Here is a 16753-nt window from a genome sequence, read left to right as displayed (position 1 = left end):
ATCCCATGAACAAACCCCTAAACATCACCCCCATCCCCGCCCTGTCCGACAACTACGTCTGGCTGCTTTCAGACGGCCGAAACGCCGCCTGCGTCGATCCCGCCGAAGCCGCGCCCGTGCTCGATTATCTGCACGCGCACGGCCTTAATCTCGCGCAAATCTGGATCACCCACCACCACCGCGACCACACCGGCGGCATCGCCGGACTCAAACGCCGCTTCCCCGCCTGCACCGTCTGCGGCAACGGCGACATCGCCGAAGCGGACGAAACCGTCGGCGAAGGCAGCATCATCCGTTTTGCCGGACGGCGCGCCGACGTGTGGCACATCCCCGGCCACACCGACCGCCACCTCGCCTACCTGCTGCACGACGCAGGCCGCCTGCACGTGTTCTGCGGCGACACCCTCTTCTCCGCCGGCTGCGGCCGCGTCTTCACCGGCACGCCCGAACAGCTCGCCGCCTCCTGCCGCCGCCTCGCCGCCCTGCCGCCCGACACCCTCGTCTACCCCGCCCACGAATACACCGCCGCCAACCTCGCCTTCGCCGCCCACATCGAGCCCGACAATCCCGACACCGCCTGCGCCCGCAAAGAGGCCGCCCACACCCCCACCCTGCCCGTCACCCTCGCCCGCGAGCGGCGCATCAACCCCTTCCTGCGTACCGGCGAAGCCGCCGTCCGCCGCCGCACCGCCGAACTCTGCGGCCGCGAGCTGCACGATGAAACCGCCGTTTTCATTGCCCTGCGCGAATTGAAAAACGGGTTTTGATAAAAGGCCGTTTCCGCCTTCGCGGGAACGGCCTCTGTTTATATTCCGCCACGCCCGCCGCGAAAGCCGCCGCCGAACATTGCCCGCACCGCGCCGCCTGCCTATAATCGCGCCCTTTCACCAACCCCCTGCAAAGAAAGGAGCAACCATGGCACCCATCACATCCCGCTCAATCACCCTTTGCAGCCCGCGCGTCTGAGTAACGCCTTCCAATTCCGTTGCCCGCCCGGGCTGCTTTCTCCCATTTAGCAAACCGATTCCGCCGTTTGGATTTCAGGCCGTCTGAACACTGAAACGGCCTTGTTTTCCATACGCGCGTTTTATTCGTGCGCGGCGGCGCGGTTTGCCTGTAAAGAAAGCATCACATGGGCACACAAAATCCCCAAATCTCCCTTATTGCCGCATCCGACACCTGGATCGAAGGCAATGCCGTGCGCCAGCTCGAAACCACCGCCCGCCTTCCCGCCATGCGCCGCGTCGCCGGCATGCCCGATCTGCACGCCGGCCGCGGTTACCCGATAGGCGCGGCCTTTTTCAGCGTCGGCCGTTTCTACCCCGCCCTAATCGGCGGCGACATCGGCTGCGGCATGGCCTTTTGGCAAACCGACATCCCTGCCGCCAAAGCCAAGCCCGCCAAACTGGCCAAGCGGCTCGGCAGCATCGACGCGCCTTTAAGCGAAGAATGGCAGGCGCGCATCGACGAAATTTTGCCGAACCATCCTTTTCAGACGGCCTTAGGCACCATCGGCGGCGGCAACCACTTTGCCGAACTGCAAACCGTCGATACCGTTTACCGCCCCGGCCTGCTGCCGGAACACTTCCGTGCCGACGCGCTGCAGCTCTTGGTGCACAGCGGCTCGCGCGGGCTGGGCGGCGACATCCTGCGCCGCCACGTCGAAGCCCACGGCCACCAAGGCTTGGACGACAACAGCGGCGACGCACAAAGCTATCTGGCCGAACAGCGCCACGCGCTCGCCTTTGCCCGCGCCAACCGCCTGCTGATTGCCGAACGCATCCTGCACCATCTCAACAGCAGCGGCCGATGCCTGCTCGACGTGCACCACAATTTTCTCGAAGCAGCCGAGTTCGGCGGCGAAAGCGGCTGGCTGCACCGCAAAGGCGCCACGCCCGCCGATCAGGGCCTGGTGCTGATACCCGGCTCGCGCGGCGATTACAGCTATCTTGTTGCGCCTGCTGCCGATACCGAAGCCGCGCTCAACTCGCTCGCCCACGGCGCCGGCCGCAAATGGCGGCGCGGCGAATGCAAAGGCCGCCTGTCGCACAAATACAGCACCGACAGCCTGCGCCGCACCGCCTTCGGCAGCGTTGTGGTGTGCGGCAGCAAAGAGCTGGTGTACGAAGAAGCGCCGCAGGCCTACAAAAACATCGACAGCATCATCGCCGCCATGCAGACCCGCGGCCTGATTGAACCGGTGGCACGCTTCAAACCGGTTTTGACCTACAAAACCGCAGGAGAATAAAGCATGAAGATCATCAGCAAATTTAAAGACTTCTACGATTTCAAGGTCGCCAAATACGGCGTCGATCCGATTTTGGTGTTCGACCGCCGCGCACGCAAAGATTTGCCCGCGCCCAAATCGCTGCCCGCGCCGCTGCCCGAATGGGAAAAAGAGCTTGGCGCGTGCGTCGTCGTGTCGTGGCTGTATGTGGGCAATATTCAGACGGCCTTGTTCAACAGCGGCGAACGCGTGTACGGCGCGGCGGATATCGAGTCTGCCGACATTAAAAACCGCAACGGCTATCTGAACAAATTTCTCCGCTTTCGTGGCGGGCAGGAATACTGTCTGATCGGTTACAACATCTGGGAACACCGCAGCGAAGCAGTTCGTCAGGCATTCGTGCCGAAGGAAGTCAGGCGCGATGATGATGCACGTCTGCGGCCATACCATGATATTCCGCTGCTGCTGGCCTATTTTGTCTGCGATGAAAAGATAGGCGATGTCGGCAGAAAAACCGCCTACGCCGCCAACCCGCAGCTCTCCGCCCTGGGCGTGTATCTCGACCCCGATTTTGTCTGGCAGAAAATCGTCGAATACCTGTCGCAACTGAAAAGCGAAGCGGAAACCAGCCCGCCCGTGCCCGACCAAGCCAAAATCGGCAACAAGGGTTTTGACGAAAAATATTCCTTCCGCCCGAAGATGAAAAGGCCGTCTCGACCTGCGCGGGAATGACGTTTCTGAAAGGAACAAGAAATGAGCGCGTCCCTTATCCGTCCGCAGAATGTGGAAACCGCCGACTGCCTGTTGGAGAACATGCAGATCGGCGGCAAACACATCACGCTGCATTTCGCGGAAATCTACCGCACCGATTTGCAGGCCTTCGTGCCAAAGGTCGTGATCGAAATTTCCGACTGGCAGCAGTTTCACGGCCGCGCCTACCATGCGAAAACCGAATGTTCGCGCACGATTGCCGAAAGCCGCATTGAGCCGCTAGAAGCAGTTGCGGCATACCGTTTTTCAAACGGCCTGCTGACACTGCAAGGCTTCGCCCTGCCGCCGTCGGAAGAATGGCTGGAATATGTTTTCGTGCAACCGGTTATCCGCATCACACAGAGGCCGTCTGAAAGGAGAAAACCATGACTGTTATTCTGCAAATTTCCACTGCCCAAGGCCCGGCCGAGTGCCGTATCTTTGCCCGTTTCGTGCTGGCGCAAATCCTGCGCGAAGCCGGGCAGGCCGGCGTGCAGGCCGAAGTGTTGGAAGAAACCGCCGACAAGCACGGCATTCTCTCCGCCCTTGTCCGCCTTTCAGGCTGCCTTGCCGACGAAACCGCGCGGCGCTGGCAGGGCACGCTGCAATGGGTGTGCGACAGCCCCGTGCGGCCGCGCCATCCGCGCAAAAACTGGTATATCGGCGTGTTCAGGCTGCCCGATTTGCCGGAGAGGCCGTCTGAAAGCGGCATTGTCTTCCAAACCTGCCGCGCGGGCGGCAAGGGCGGCCAGCATGTCAACAAAACCGAGTCGGCCGTGCGCGCCACGCACACCGCCAGCGGCATCAGCGTGCGCGTGGAGAACGGGCGCAGCCAGCACGCCAATAAAAAACGCGCGCTGGAACTCATCGCCCTGAAGCTGGCCGAGAAGCGGCAAACCGAGCTGGCGCAACACGGACGCGAGGCACACCAAACGCTTTACCGCGTCGAACGCGGCAATCCGCAGCGCGTTTTTCGCGGCCGGAATTTTGCCGAAGGCTGAGGATTCCGATTCCGCAGCAAAAAAGGCCGTCTGAAAACCTCTAGTCAGGGTTTTCAGACGGCCTTTTGCCGTTTGCCAGTCGGAAGGCCGTCTGAAAGAGGGCAGATGCTGCGCTTTCAGACGGCCTTTTTGCCGACGGATTAGTCCAGTTTTTTAAAGTGGCGGCGGCGTTCGATTTCGCTCAGGTAGCGTTTGCGCAGGCGGATGGACTGCGGCGTGATTTCCACCAGTTCGTCGTCGTCGATAAACTCCACCGCGCTCTCCAGCGTGAGTTTGATGGGCGTGGTGAGGCGAACGGCTTCGTCGGTGCCGCTGGCGCGGATATTGGTGAGTTTTTTACCTTTGAGCGGGTTAACCACCAAATCGTTGTCGCGGCTGTGGATGCCGATAATCATGCCTTCGTAGATTTTATCGTTGGGCGACACGAACATACGGCCGCGGTCTTCCAAATTCCATAAGGCATAAGCGACGGCTTCGCCTTGCTCTTGGGAAATCAGTACGCCGTTGTGGCGGCCGGGCATATCGGGTTTCACGGGCGCGTAATCGTCGAACACATGGCTCATCAGGCCGACGCCGCGCGTCATGGTCATAAATTCGCCTTGGAAGCCGATCAGGCCGCGGGCGGGAATGTGGTATTCGAGGCGGGTGCGGCCGTTGCCGTCGCTTTCCATATTGGTGAGCTCGCCACGGCGGCGGCCGAGTTCTTCCATCACTGCGCCCTGGTTGTCGTCGGGTACGTCAACGGTCAGGTTTTCATAGGGCTCGCATTTTTGGCCGTCGATTTCGCGGAACACGACGCGCGGTTTGCCGACGGCCAGTTCGTAGCCTTCGCGGCGCATGTTTTCCAGCAGGATGGTGAGGTGCAGCTCGCCCCGGCCGGATACGCGGAATACGTCGGCATCGGCGGTGTCTTCCACGCGCAGGGCGACGTTGGTGAGCAGCTCTTTTTGCAGGCGGTCGCGGATTTGGCGGCTGGTTACGAATTTGCCTTCGGTGCCGGCCAGCGGGCTGGTGTTGACCATAAAGTCCATGGTCAGGGTGGGTTCGTCCACGCTCAGCATCGGCAGGCCGACGGGGTTGTCGCGGTCGGCAATGGTTACGCCGATGCCGATGTCTTCGATGCCGGAAATAATTACGATGTCGCCGGCTTCGGCTTCTTCCAGCGGCACGCGCTCCAGGCCTTTAAAGCCGAGCAACTGGTTGATGCGGCCTTGTGCGACTTGGGTTTCGTGGTTCATCACGGCGACGACCTGGCCGGGCTTGATGCGGCCGTTGAGAATGCGGCCGATGCCGAGGCGGCCGGTGTAGTTATCGTAGTCGAGCTGGGAGATTTGCAGTTGCAGGGGGGCGTCGGCATCGCCGCTGGGGGCGGGGGTGTGTTTCAGGATGGTGTCGAACAGCGGGCGCATGTCGCTGCTGTCGTCGTTTTCGTCGAGCTTGGCAAAACCGGAAAGGCCGGAGGCATAAACAATCGGAAAATCAAGCTGCTCTTCGGTGGCGCCGAGATTGTCAAACAAATCAAATGTCTGGTCGATTACCCACGAGGCGCGGGCGGTGGGTTTGTCGATTTTGTTAATCACAACAATCGGTTTTAAGCCCAGTGCCAGCGCTTTTTTGGTTACGAAGCGGGTTTGCGGCATCGGGCCTTCTTGGGCGTCAACCAGCAAAACCACGCAGTCGACCATGCCCAATACGCGCTCCACTTCGCCGCCGAAGTCGGCGTGTCCGGGGGTATCGACGATGTTGATGTGGTAGCCTTCGTATTCGATGGCGGTGTTTTTGGCGAGAATGGTAATGCCGCGTTCTTTTTCGAGATCGTTGCTGTCCATCACGCGCTCGTCCACCTGCTGGTTGGCGCGGAAGGTGCCGGACTGGCGCAAGAGCTGGTCAACCAGCGTGGTTTTGCCGTGGTCAACGTGGGCGATGATGGCGATGTTGCGGATTTGTTTCATGGGTTCTTGTACTTTTGTTTACGGAATGGAAAAGCGGCGGATTATAGCACTTTGCCGCCGCAGGGTCGGATTTTTACCGTGCGCAAAAGGCTGTTGCGCGGGCGCTTTTTTGTATTTGGTTAAACTATGTAAATAACAAAATTTATTGAGAGCTTTTATTAAAATCAAACGGATTAAAACCCCAAAGGAAACAAAACAATACTTTCAGACGGCCTTCTTCATCCCTTTGCCTTTCTCTTGATAATTGTTTGTATTTTAAAAGGAAAGTTGCATTGCGTTTTGGCGCTGCTAGAATGCGCCCATTCAAAAAAACGCCGCCCGAAACAAGGCGGAACACAAACCTTCTGCCAAACCCAAACCACACCGTTTTTTTTAATCCGAACAAACAAGGAAACAAAATTATGCAAGGCGACAAAGCAGTCATCGACTATATGAACGAACTTCTGGCGGGCGAATTGGCCGCGCGCGACCAATACTTCATCCATTCCCGCATGTATGCCGAATGGGGCTACAACAAACTTTTCGAGCGCCTCGGCCACGAAATGGTTGAAGAAACCGAGCACGCCGAACAGTTTATCCGCCGCATCCTGATGCTGGGCGGCACACCGAAAATGGTGCCTTCCGCACTCAATATCGGCAGCGACCTGCCCTCCATGCTCAAAGCCGACCTGAACACCGAATTCGAAGTGCGCGCCGCTCTGAAAAAAGGCATCAAACTGTGCGAGGAAAAACAGGACTACGTTACCCGCGACATCATGGTCAAACAGCTTGCCGACACCGAAGAAGACCACGCCCACTGGCTGGAACAGCAGCTGCGCCTGATCGACCTGATGGGCTTGGAAAACTACACCCAAAGCCAGCTGTAAAGCCCTCGGCAACCGAACAAGGAAAGAAACATGCAAGGCGAACGCACCGTTATCCGCGAGCTGAATAAAAACCTCGGCCTCCTGCTGGTAACCATCAACCAATATTTCCTCCACGCCCGCATCCTGAAAAACTGGGGTTTGGAAGAACTGTCGGAACACTTCTACAAACAGTCGATCCGCGAAATGAAATCGGCCGACGACCTGATCGAGCGCATCCTCCTGCTTGAAGGCCTGCCCAACCTGCAAGAGCTGGGCAAGCTGCTCATCGGCGAAAACACCGAAGAAATCATCAAATGCGACCTGGCGAAAGAAAACGAAAAACACGCCGCACTCTCCGCCGCCATCGCCGTGTGCGAAGAGCATCAGGACTACGTCAGCCGCGCATTGCTGGAAAAACACAAAAACATCAACGAAGAGCACATCGACTGGCTCGAAACCCAGCAGGAACTCATCGCCAAAACAGGTTTGGCCAACTACCTCCAACTCGGGGCGCAAGAGGACTAAGGCGGAACAAACCGCCGCTGCAAACCACTGCCAAACAAGCAGCAACCCTGCACCCTGCCACGGCATACCGCAAAAACGGTATGCCGTTTTTTTGTCCGGCAAACACGCTACAATCCGCCCGCCACACGCCTTTTCAGACGGCCTCAGGCCGTCTGAAAAAGCAAAGCGCCCGATAAAAGACCGTCTGAAACAAACCTTCCGCCCCGTCCGCAAACAAAAGGAAACGCCATGACCGACATCCTGCTCGACTCCCGCTCCGTCCGCTCCAACAACATCTACTGCATCGGCCGCAACTATGTAGACCACATCGCCGAGCTGCAAAACGAAACCCCGACCGAACCGCTGGTTTTCCTCAAACCCAATTCCGCCCTCCTGCGCAGCGGCGCGCAAATCCGCCTGCCCGCATACAGCGCCGACGTGCATTACGAAGCCGAGCTGGTGCTGCTGATCGGCAGCAACGCCGACAACTTAAACGAAAACGACGCCCTCACCCTGATCGAAGGCTACGCCGTCGGCCTCGACCTCACCGCCCGCGACATACAAGCCGAAGCGAAAAGCAAAGGCCTGCCGTGGACAAAAGCCAAAGGCTTCAAAGGCGCGGCCTGCGTATCGGACTTCCTGCCTGCCAGCCGCCTGCCCGACCCGCTGCACACCCGCTTCTCCTTCCGGCAAAACGGCATCCTGCGCCAGCAGGGCGACACGACCCTGATGATTTACAGCCTGCCCGAAATTCTCTGCCATCTCGCACAAACCTACGGCCTGCGCCGCGGCGATCTGGTGTTTACCGGCACACCGGCGGGCGTCGGCCGTCTGAACGGCGGCGACAGACTCGAACTGGAACTGGCTGGACTGATACAGGCCGCGTTTACCGTCGCCCCAGCCGCAACGGAACAAACAAAATGACAAAAGGCCGTCTGAACCTTTCAGACGGCCTCACGCCGCAAAACGGAAAAGGCCGTCTGAAAGCGAAACACCGCCGCAGGCCAACCAAGCCCCGTTTCCACGAAAAACAAAGCATCCGTAACCGCCCGCACCCCATGCGGGCGGATTATTTATTTCAGACGGCCTGTGTTAAAATGCGCCGTTACCGCCTCTAAAAACAGGTTCAGAAATCCATGCTTACCCAACTAGCGAAAAAAGTATTCGGCAGCCGCAATGACCGTCTGCTGAAGCAATACCGGAAAACCGTAGCAAAAATCAACGAATTGGAAGCAGGCATCCAGGCGCTCGACGATGCCGCGCTGCAAGGCAAAACCGCCGAATTCAAACAGCGCATCGCCGATGGCGCAAATTTGGACGACATTCTGCCCGAAGCCTTCGCCGTCTGCCGCGAAGCTTCCAGGCGCGTGCTCGGCATGCGCCATTTCGACGTCCAGCTGATCGGCGGCATGGTGCTGCACTACGGCAAAATCGCCGAAATGCGTACCGGTGAGGGCAAAACCCTGGTGGCCACCCTGCCCGTGTATCTGAACGCCCTTTCGGGCAAAGGCGTGCACGTCGTCACCGTCAACGACTACCTGGCACAGCGCGACGCGGCAACCATGCGCCCGCTCTACAACTTCCTCGGCCTCGAAGTCGGCGTCATCATCAGCGATCTCGACCCCTTCCAACGCCAAACTGCATACGGCGCCGACATCACCTACGGCACCAACAACGAGTTCGGTTTCGACTACCTGCGCGACAATATGGTCGTCAACCAATACGACAAAGTGCAACGCGAACTGAATTTCGCCGTCGTGGACGAAGTGGACTCCATCCTCATCGACGAAGCACGCACGCCGCTGATTATCTCCGGCCAGGCCGACGACAACGTCAGCCTGTACGAAATCATGAACCAAGTCCCCCCGCAGCTGTTCCGTCAGGAAACCGAAGAAGGCGAAGGCGATTACTGGGTTGACGAGAAAAACCACAGCGTCCTGCTCAGCGAAACCGGCCACGAACACGCCGAAACCATCCTGACGCGCATGGGTCTGCTGGCCGAAGGCGATTCGCTCTACGCCGTATCCAATATCTCCCTGATGCACCACCTGATGGCCGCCCTGCGCGCGCATTCCCTGTTCCACAAAGACCAGCACTATGTGATTCAGGACGGCGAAATCGTCATCGTCGACGAATTCACAGGCCGTCTGATGTCCGGCCGCCGCTGGTCGGACGGCCTGCATCAGGCTGTCGAAGCCAAAGAAGGCGTGGAAATCAAACGCGAAAACCAAACCCTCGCTTCGATTACCTTCCAAAACTACTTCCGCCTCTACACCAAACTCTCCGGCATGACCGGCACGGCCGACACCGAAGCCTTCGAATTCCAAAGTATCTACAATCTGGAAACCGTCATCATCCCGACCAACCGCCCGATTCAGCGCAAAGACTTCAACGACCAGATTTTCCGCTCGTCGGAAGAGAAATACGAAGCCGTCGTCAAAGACATCATCGAATGCTTCAACCGCGGCCAACCCGTACTCGTCGGCACCACCAGCATCGAAAATTCCGAACTCGTTTCCACCCTGCTGCGCCAACAGGGCATTCCGCACAACGTTCTGAACGCCAAAGAACACCAGCGCGAAGCGCTGATTGTGGCGCAGGCGGGCAAAGTCGGCGCGATTACCGTCGCCACCAATATGGCCGGACGCGGTACCGACATCGTGCTCGGCGGCAACGTCAAACACCAGTCCGACGCCATTCGAGCCGACGAGAGCCTGAGCGAAGAAGAAAAAGCCGCCAAAATTTCCGCCTTGGAAAACGGCTGGCAGGAAGAACACGACAAAGTCATGGAAGCGGGCGGCCTGCACATCATCGGCACCGAACGCCACGAAAGCCGCCGCATCGACAACCAGCTGCGCGGCCGCGCCGGACGTCAGGGCGACCCCGGTTCCAGCCGCTTCTACCTCTCGTTTGAAGACCCGCTCCTGCGCCTCTTCGCCCTCGACCGCGCCGCCGCCATCCTCAACCGCCTCGCACCCGAGCGCGGCGTAGCCATCGAAGCGGGCATGCTTACCCGCCAGATCGAAGGCGCGCAGCGCAAAGTCGAAGGACGCAACTTCGATATGCGCAAACAGGTTTTGGAATACGACGACATCGCCAACGACCAGCGCAAAGTCATCTACTTCCAGCGCAACGACATCCTCGCATCCGACAGCATCAGCGATCTGGGCAAAGAATTCCGCACCGAAACCGTTTCCTCGCTGGTCGATACCCATATGCCGCCCGACAGCATGGAAGAACAATGGGATCTGCCCGGCCTGGAAGCCCGACTCGCTGCCGATTTCCGCCTGCACGCCGACATTCAGGGCTGGCTGAAAGAAGACAACACGCTCGACAACCAAGACGTGAAAGAGCGTCTGCTCTCGCAAATGGAACAGGATTACAGCGACAAAACCGCCCTCGTCGACGAAAACGAAATGCGCCAGTACGAGCGCAACGTCATGCTGCAAGTCATCGATACCCAGTGGCGCGACCACCTCTCTGCCATGGACTACCTGCGCCACGGTATCCACCTGCGCGGCTACGCCCAGAAAAACCCCAAGCAGGAATACAAACGCGAAGCCTTCGAAATGTTCCAAAACCTGTGGAACGGCATTAAATACCAAATCGCCTCGATACTGGCTTCCGTACAGGTTCGTATGGACGAGCCGCTGGCGCAGGAGAGCGAACCTGCCGACTTGGCCGATCTGAACGCCCACGCCTTCCAAGCCGACGCGCCCGATATGGAAGAAGTGCTGTCGCAGTCACGCAGCGGGCTGGCCGCCGAAGCCTTCGATCCGAATGCCGACAGCAGCAGCTACACCCCCGAAGCGCTGGCCGCGCGCGGTATCGTCGTCCACCGCAACGACCCCTGCCCCTGCGGCAGCGGCCTGAAATACAAACACTGCCACGGCAAGCTCGACTGACGCCGCATCCGCAGCAACCGCAAACTGCGCCGGAAAGTACCTTTGCACTTTCCGGCGCAGTTTTCACATCCGCCCGCCGCAAACGGCAAACCGCTCTCTGCAAGCCAATCACTATAAAATTCATTCCGCCGTATGTTAAAGTAGCTCCTTTCCCGTTACAGGCCGTCTGAAAGCGAAGTTTCAACGAAGTTAAAACACCGCTGCGGCAAAGCCCGCACCACCACCCCGCCCCTTTGCATCCACCGAGAACACCATGTCCGACAAAAAATCCCGCCTGCGCCCCGCCGCCCTCGCCCTCCTGCTGACACTCGCCGCTCCCGCGCTCCATGCCGCCGGTACAGGCAGCCGCCCCGTTACCAAAGTCGGCAGCCACCGCCACATCACCATCGACGCCGCTGAAGCCGCCCGCCGCGAAGCCGTCGTCAAACGTACCAACGACGCCTTCACCCTCTTCGGCGCCGAAATCGCCCTGCACAAAGGCGACCCCGCCACCGCCCTGGGTACCTATCTCGTCATGCTCGAACGCACCCGCGACCCCGAAGTAGCCGAACGCGCAATGGACATGGCCGTCGGCCTCGGCGCTTACGAACAGGCCGAACAAATCTACCAGCGCTGGCTGAAAATCGAACCCGTCCCCGGCCCCGCCCTCAAACGCATCACCTGGATGCGCGACATGGTGCGCGGCCACTATGCCAACGCCCGCGACGGCTTCGACGCCGCCCTCGAAGGCGCCGACGAAAGCCAGCGCAGCCGCATCTTCCTGCTCACCGCCCAAACCGCCGCACAAAACCCCGCCGTGGCCAAACTCATGGAAGAACCCGTCCACAACCGCGCCAAAGCCTATCCCGACAAACCGGACGCCGTCATCGCCGACGCCATCCTCAGCGCCCTCAACGACAAAACCGACGCCTCCGTGCAGGCACTGCAGCGCCTGGCCGCGCTCGACAGCGACATCCTCCCCCCCACCTACCTCACCATGCGCCTGATCGGTCAGCGCAAACCCGACATCATCAACCGCTTCTTCGCCGAAACCGACACCGCCAAACTCTCCCCCGTCTGGCAGGAACTCCAAGTCGAAGCCCTCATCTTCGCCAACAAAAAAGAAGAGGCCGGCAAACTCCTGCGCGAACTCATCGACAAACGCCCCAACGCCGACCTCTACATCCAAGCCGCCCTCCTGTCCGCCGGACGCCAAGCCCCGCTCGACGAAATCCTCACCTACCTCACCAAAGCCTACCAAACCGGCACACAGGAGCAGCAAAGTCGTGCCGCCGTCATCGCCGTCATGCGCAACGCCGATAACAAACGCTACACCGAAGCACATGGCTGGCTCGACAAAATCCACTCCCCCGACTACGCCTTCGACAAAGCCGTTCTTGCCGCCTCGCTTTATGCCGAAGAACAAAAATGGCCGCAGGCCGCCGCCGAAGTCCGCCGCGCCCGCAGCATGACCGCCCGCCAGGGCCGCTTCTTCGACACGGGTCACCTCACCGGTCTTGAACTCGTCGTCCTCGGCCACAGCAGCAACGCCAAACAGGCGCTCGCCGAACTCAACCGCCTCTACGAGCGCACAGCCAAACAGCCCGGCAATGCCGAAATGCTCGGCAGCATCCTCTACCAGCGCGCCATGATCTACAGCGACCGCCTCGGCCAACCCGCCAAAGCCGTCGCCGACCTGCGCCGCTACCTCGAGCTCTCCCCCGGCAACCCCAACGCGCAAAACGCCCTCGGCTACACCCTGCTCACCCTGCCCGCCCCCCAAATCGAAGAAGCCTTCCCCCTCATCAGCGCCGCCTTCGAACAACTGCCCGAAGAGCCCGCCATTAACGACAGCCTCGGCTGGGCCTACTTCCTCAAAGGCGACCCCGAAGCCGCCCTACCCTACCTGCAATACGCCTTCAAAGAACACCCCGAAGCCGAAGTTGCCGCCCACCTGGGCGAAGTCCTGTGGACACTCGGCCGCAAAGACGAAGCCCGCGAAACCTTCAAACAAGGGCGTGCCGCCGGCGGCAACACCCATGTCCTGAACGACACCCTGCGCCGCCTCGGCATCTCCGACAAACCCGCCGCCGAAACCGGCAAAAGCAAACCCGCCCCCGCAAAAAAGAAAAAGGCCGTCTGAAACAGCAAAGGCCGTCTGAAAAACGTTTTTCAGACGGCCTCCGCCGCTAAGTCAGGGTGTGGCGCAAGCGACGCACGCGGTCTGGATGCGCTGCCGGATAAATCTGCCACACCGCACGCGTTTCCCGCCATACAGCCCAAAGCCGCCCGAACCACCCCGCCCGACTTTACCACCTCACGCAAAAAGCCAGCCCGCCATGTTCTCCTTCTTCCGCAAAAAAACCAACCCCGCCGCCAAACTTTCAGACGGCCACAGCGGCACACCCCCGCCCGAGCCCAACCCCCTGGCCTCCATGCTCGGCCGCAACCTCGCCCAACTCCAACAAGACCCCGCATCCCGCAAAGCCGTGCGCCGCGAATGGCTCAAATACTTCGAGCAGCACCCGATAGCCGATTTGCGCCACTACTACACCTTCCTGTTCCCCATCCTCCAACAGGCCGCCGCGCAGCAGTGGCAACAATGGCAGGGCTTGGACGAATTCGCCGCCCTGTTTGCCCAACGCAAATTCATCGCCGAACGCTATGACAACACCCGCCAAACCGGCGAAGTCCTCGCCCAATATGGCGCGCAACTTGCCGAACACCTCGCCGCTGCCACCGCCGCCCCGCTGCCGCCCGAAAGCCGCGCCGCAAACTGGCTCGGCAGCCTGCTCGACCTCTACTTCCACCACAGCACCCACGACCAGCCTGAAAATTTCATTCCTGCCGCCGCCCTCGTCCGCCCCTACCTGCAACGCTTTCCCGAACAATACAGCAGCTTCTTTGAAAGCTACCTCGAACAAGCCCCCGACCCCATCGCCGCCTTCGCCGCCCTGCTTGCCCTTGGCGCGCAAAACCGGCAGGACTACTGCCTCAGCCAAATGTTCGGCGACGGCGACACCGACAGCTACCCCTACCAAAACGCCGCCGCCATCCTGAAAGCTGCCCTGCCGCAATGCGATGCCGCGCAAACCGAAATCCTGCAACAGCAAGTGTTGGAAGAATTCGATTTGACGGAAAACGGCGCGGATGACACCGCCGACACCCGACCCGGCCTCATCAAATGGCTCAAACGCAGCCGCCCCGTACGCGAAAACATCCGCCTGCTCGCCGAAGCCGCCCCCGACACCCCCGCCGCCGCCGCCCTGCGCGGCCTACTGCCTGCCGCCAAACCGTCCAAACCCGCCAAAGCCGCCAAAGCCGCGCCGCCGCAAACCCCGTTCCGCGACACCGCCCTCAAACTCGCCGTAATCGACGAACTGATGTACCGGCAAAACACCCTCGCCCCCCGCCTCAACTTCGACCGCTTCGCCGCAGACTGCGAAACGCGCGTCATCAGCCGCGACACCGACGGCTACGCCCCCGTGCCCGAAATCCTCGACTACTTCACCCGGCTCGACATCCCGCCCGAGATGCTCGCCACCGTAGAAGAACTCCATATCGAAGACGGCTGCTCCCCGCTTTACGCCGAACTGTGGCCGTATTACGACCCCGGCTGCGACCAAATGCTCCCCATCACCCAAGCCGCCGCCGCAGACCTCCCCCGCCTGCCCCATCTCAAACGCATCACCGGCCTCGAAAACCTCAACCCGCCCCCCGCCCTCCTTGCCGAGTTGCAAAAAAGCGGCATCCGTCTGGCCACGCAGGAGGAATACGACGAAGAAGCGGATTGAAAAGCCTGCCATCGCTTGCTGAAAAACAAACGCAGGCCGTCTGAAAACCCAAAGCCGCTCCCTCCGGCACCCCTTCGAGGCAAAAACGCGGAGATGGCGTTTCTAAAAGCGCAGCTTCGGCAAAGCCGAAACGGCATCGGGAAGATTTCAGACGACCTATCAAACGGCAAAGAACACGTGCGCCGCAGGGCGCTACAAAACCTGCAAAAACCGGCTGCAGTTTTCAGCCGGACATCCCAACAGACCCATCATTTTTATTCAACGGAGACAACATTATGCACACACAAAACCTCATCATCGGCTTCGGCAAGGCAGGCAAAACGCTGGCGGCGGATTTGGCGAAACACGGGCAGCAGGTCGTGTTGGTCGAGCAGTCGGCGCAGATGTACGGCGGCACCTGCATCAACATCGGCTGCATTCCCAGCAAAAAACTGATTGTCGAAGGCGAGCAGCGCGGGCATAACGCCGACAAAGCCGCCGTGTTTGACGCGGCGATGAACGCGAAAAACACCCTGATTCCCAAACTGCGTGCCGCCAATTTCGCCAAATTGGACAATCTGGACAACGTTACCGTCATCAACGCCCGCGCCGAGTTTATCGACGATCGCACGGTCAAACTCACTGGCGCAGACGGCAGCGAACAAACGATCACCGCCGAACGCATTTTCATCAACACCGGCGCAACACCGCGCCGTTTGGGCGTGGCAGGCGAAGACAGCCCGCGCGTGCTCGACAGCACCGGCGTGCTCGCGCTGAACGAGCATCCGCGCCGCCTCGTCATCATCGGCGGCGGCTACATCGGCCTGGAATTCGCCTTTATGTTCCGCGCTTTCGGCAGCGAAATCACGATTCTCGACGGCGGCGACACCTTCCTGCCGCGCGAAGACCGCGATATCGCCGAAGAAATGCTGCGCGTGTTAAACAGCAAGGGAATCAAAGTGTTACAAAGCGTGAAGATAGAAGACATCCGCGACAACGCGGCGGACACCAGCGTCATCACCTCGCAAGGCGAATTTACCGCCGATGCGGTGCTGGTGGGCGTAGGCCGCGTGCCGAACACGCAGGGCCTGGGACTGGCGAACGCGGGCATCGAAACCGATCCGCGCGGCTTCATTCTCGTTGACGACTACCTGCGCGTGCAGGGCAAAGACTACATTTGGGCGATGGGCGACGTGGCGGGCAGCCCGATGTTCACCTACATCTCGCTGGACGACTACCGCATCGTGCGCGAACAGCTTTTCGGCGACGGCAAACGCCACCGCGCCGACCGCGCCCCGTTCCCGACCGCCACCTTCACCGAGCCGCCGCTCGCCCACATCGGCCTAACCGAAACCGCCGCGCAGCAGTCGGGGCGCGACGTGAAAGTGTTGAAACTGAAAGCCGACGCGATCACGAAAGCCAAAGTGCTCAACCAAACCGACGGCCTGCTCAAAGCCGTGGTGGACGCGCACAGCGGCGAAATCCTCGGCGTAACCCTGTTCTGCGCCGAAGCGCACGAAATCATCAACCAAATCAAAATGGCAATGGATTTCCGCGTCCCCGCCGCCTACCTGAAAAACCAAATCTTCACCCACCCGACCATCTCCGAAGGGCTGAATGATTTGTTTGCGGACTGTTAAAAAACCGGCCCGACCCGTATGGCGCAGGGTGTGCCGCCCGCGACGCACGCAGTTTCAGAACCTCAAAGGCCGTCTGAAAACCCCAAAAGCCGCTCCCGCCGACACTCCCTCGGGACACAAACGCGGTGACGGCGTTTCCGAAAGCACAGCTTCGGCAAAGCCGAAACGGCTTTGGGA

General features: G+C 60.1%; 14 protein-coding genes. 13 read left to right on the top strand and 1 reads right to left on the bottom strand.

Translation table 11 applies throughout. The features are described 5' to 3' along the window. The first annotated feature begins 5 nt into the window (after window positions 1-5). From gloB to prfH, 5 genes are all read left to right on the top strand, one after another. Window positions 6-767 carry a hydroxyacylglutathione hydrolase gene (gloB, locus tag CGZ77_RS08975; protein WP_009426887.1) on the top strand — a complete coding sequence of 254 codons (762 nt, stop codon included), beginning with the start codon at window positions 6-8 and terminating at the stop codon, window positions 765-767. Window positions 768-1132: 365 nt separating this feature from the next. Next, on the top strand, window positions 1133-2248 hold the full coding sequence (locus tag CGZ77_RS08970) for an RNA ligase RtcB family protein (RefSeq protein WP_009426885.1): 1116 nt from the start codon (window positions 1133-1135) through the stop codon (window positions 2246-2248). Between the two features lie 3 nt (window positions 2249-2251). After that, window positions 2252-2959 carry a hypothetical protein gene (locus CGZ77_RS08965; protein ID WP_009426884.1) on the top strand — a complete coding sequence of 236 codons (708 nt, stop codon included), beginning with the start codon at window positions 2252-2254 and terminating at the stop codon, window positions 2957-2959. A gap of 21 nt (window positions 2960-2980) precedes the next feature. Next, window positions 2981-3367, top strand: a complete 387-nt coding sequence (locus CGZ77_RS08960) for a hypothetical protein (RefSeq protein ID WP_009426883.1) — start codon at window positions 2981-2983, stop codon at window positions 3365-3367. Further along, on the top strand, window positions 3364-3978 hold the full coding sequence (gene prfH / locus CGZ77_RS08955; RefSeq protein WP_009426882.1) for a peptide chain release factor H: 615 nt from the start codon (window positions 3364-3366) through the stop codon (window positions 3976-3978). Before CGZ77_RS08960 ends, prfH begins: the two co-directional genes overlap by 4 nt. A gap of 140 nt (window positions 3979-4118) precedes the next feature. Here prfH and typA read toward each other — a convergent pair whose 3' ends face one another. Then, window positions 4119-5930 (bottom strand): translational GTPase TypA, encoded by a 1812-nt coding sequence (gene typA, locus CGZ77_RS08950; protein WP_009426881.1) that lies wholly within the window; start codon window positions 5928-5930, stop codon window positions 4119-4121. Between the two features lie 401 nt (window positions 5931-6331). On the opposite strand from typA, the gene bfr (CGZ77_RS08945) reads away from it, so the two are divergent. The 8 genes from bfr (CGZ77_RS08945) (at window position 6332) to CGZ77_RS08910 (ending at window position 16576) form a co-directional block, all read left to right on the top strand. After that, entirely contained in the window at window positions 6332-6796 is a 465-nt protein-coding gene (gene bfr / locus CGZ77_RS08945; protein WP_036496521.1) for a bacterioferritin, read from the top strand. A 30-nt stretch (window positions 6797-6826) separates the two neighbouring features. Continuing rightward, the gene (gene bfr, locus CGZ77_RS08940) at window positions 6827-7300 is read left to right on the top strand and encodes a bacterioferritin (protein ID WP_009426878.1); all 474 of its coding nucleotides are present in this window, start codon (window positions 6827-6829) and stop codon (window positions 7298-7300) included. Window positions 7301-7528: 228 nt separating this feature from the next. Further along, on the top strand, window positions 7529-8203 hold the full coding sequence (locus CGZ77_RS08935; protein WP_009426877.1) for a fumarylacetoacetate hydrolase family protein: 675 nt from the start codon (window positions 7529-7531) through the stop codon (window positions 8201-8203). After that, window positions 8200-8397, top strand: a complete 198-nt coding sequence (locus CGZ77_RS08930) for a hypothetical protein (protein ID WP_094031127.1) — start codon at window positions 8200-8202, stop codon at window positions 8395-8397. The genes CGZ77_RS08935 and CGZ77_RS08930 overlap by 4 nt, the downstream gene beginning before the upstream one ends. An 18-nt stretch (window positions 8398-8415) precedes the next feature. Next, window positions 8416-11184 (top strand): preprotein translocase subunit SecA, encoded by a 2769-nt coding sequence (secA, locus tag CGZ77_RS08925; protein WP_094031126.1) that lies wholly within the window; start codon window positions 8416-8418, stop codon window positions 11182-11184. Window positions 11185-11437: 253 nt separating this feature from the next. Then, on the top strand, window positions 11438-13306 hold the full coding sequence (locus tag CGZ77_RS08920; protein WP_009426874.1) for a tetratricopeptide repeat protein: 1869 nt from the start codon (window positions 11438-11440) through the stop codon (window positions 13304-13306). A 196-nt stretch (window positions 13307-13502) separates the two neighbouring features. Further along, window positions 13503-14957, top strand: coding sequence for a hypothetical protein (locus CGZ77_RS08915; protein ID WP_051040457.1), 1455 nt, complete (start codon window positions 13503-13505; stop codon window positions 14955-14957). Window positions 14958-15232: 275 nt separating this feature from the next. Then, on the top strand, window positions 15233-16576 hold the full coding sequence (locus CGZ77_RS08910; protein WP_009426870.1) for an FAD-dependent oxidoreductase: 1344 nt from the start codon (window positions 15233-15235) through the stop codon (window positions 16574-16576). Window positions 16577-16753 lie beyond the last annotated feature (177 nt).

It is taken from the genome of Neisseria sp. KEM232, assembly GCF_002237445.1.
Taxonomy (GTDB): Bacteria; Pseudomonadota; Gammaproteobacteria; order Burkholderiales; family Neisseriaceae; genus Neisseria.
The sequence above is the reverse complement of the archived record's forward strand: the minus strand, read 5'-3'. Positions and strand labels throughout refer to the sequence as shown.

Excerpts from the sequence above, each read along its gene's own strand:
- CGZ77_RS08915 (WP_051040457.1), top strand. The coding sequence starts at position 13,503 with ATGTTCTCCTTCTTCCGCAAAAAAACCAACCCCGCCGCCAAACTTTCA.
- typA (WP_009426881.1), bottom strand. The coding sequence starts at position 5,930 with ATGAAACAAATCCGCAACATCGCCATCATCGCCCACGTTGACCACGGC.
- prfH (WP_009426882.1), top strand. The coding sequence starts at position 3,364 with ATGACTGTTATTCTGCAAATTTCCACTGCCCAAGGCCCGGCCGAGTGC.
- bfr (WP_036496521.1), top strand. The coding sequence starts at position 6,332 with ATGCAAGGCGACAAAGCAGTCATCGACTATATGAACGAACTTCTGGCG.
- CGZ77_RS08970 (WP_009426885.1), top strand. The coding sequence starts at position 1,133 with ATGGGCACACAAAATCCCCAAATCTCCCTTATTGCCGCATCCGACACC.
- secA (WP_094031126.1), top strand. The coding sequence starts at position 8,416 with ATGCTTACCCAACTAGCGAAAAAAGTATTCGGCAGCCGCAATGACCGT.
- CGZ77_RS08910 (WP_009426870.1), top strand. The coding sequence starts at position 15,233 with ATGCACACACAAAACCTCATCATCGGCTTCGGCAAGGCAGGCAAAACG.
- CGZ77_RS08935 (WP_009426877.1), top strand. The coding sequence starts at position 7,529 with ATGACCGACATCCTGCTCGACTCCCGCTCCGTCCGCTCCAACAACATC.
- CGZ77_RS08965 (WP_009426884.1), top strand. The coding sequence starts at position 2,252 with ATGAAGATCATCAGCAAATTTAAAGACTTCTACGATTTCAAGGTCGCC.
- CGZ77_RS08930 (WP_094031127.1), top strand. The coding sequence starts at position 8,200 with ATGACAAAAGGCCGTCTGAACCTTTCAGACGGCCTCACGCCGCAAAAC.
- CGZ77_RS08920 (WP_009426874.1), top strand. The coding sequence starts at position 11,438 with ATGTCCGACAAAAAATCCCGCCTGCGCCCCGCCGCCCTCGCCCTCCTG.
- gloB (WP_009426887.1), top strand. The coding sequence starts at position 6 with ATGAACAAACCCCTAAACATCACCCCCATCCCCGCCCTGTCCGACAAC.
- bfr (WP_009426878.1), top strand. The coding sequence starts at position 6,827 with ATGCAAGGCGAACGCACCGTTATCCGCGAGCTGAATAAAAACCTCGGC.
- CGZ77_RS08960 (WP_009426883.1), top strand. The coding sequence starts at position 2,981 with ATGAGCGCGTCCCTTATCCGTCCGCAGAATGTGGAAACCGCCGACTGC.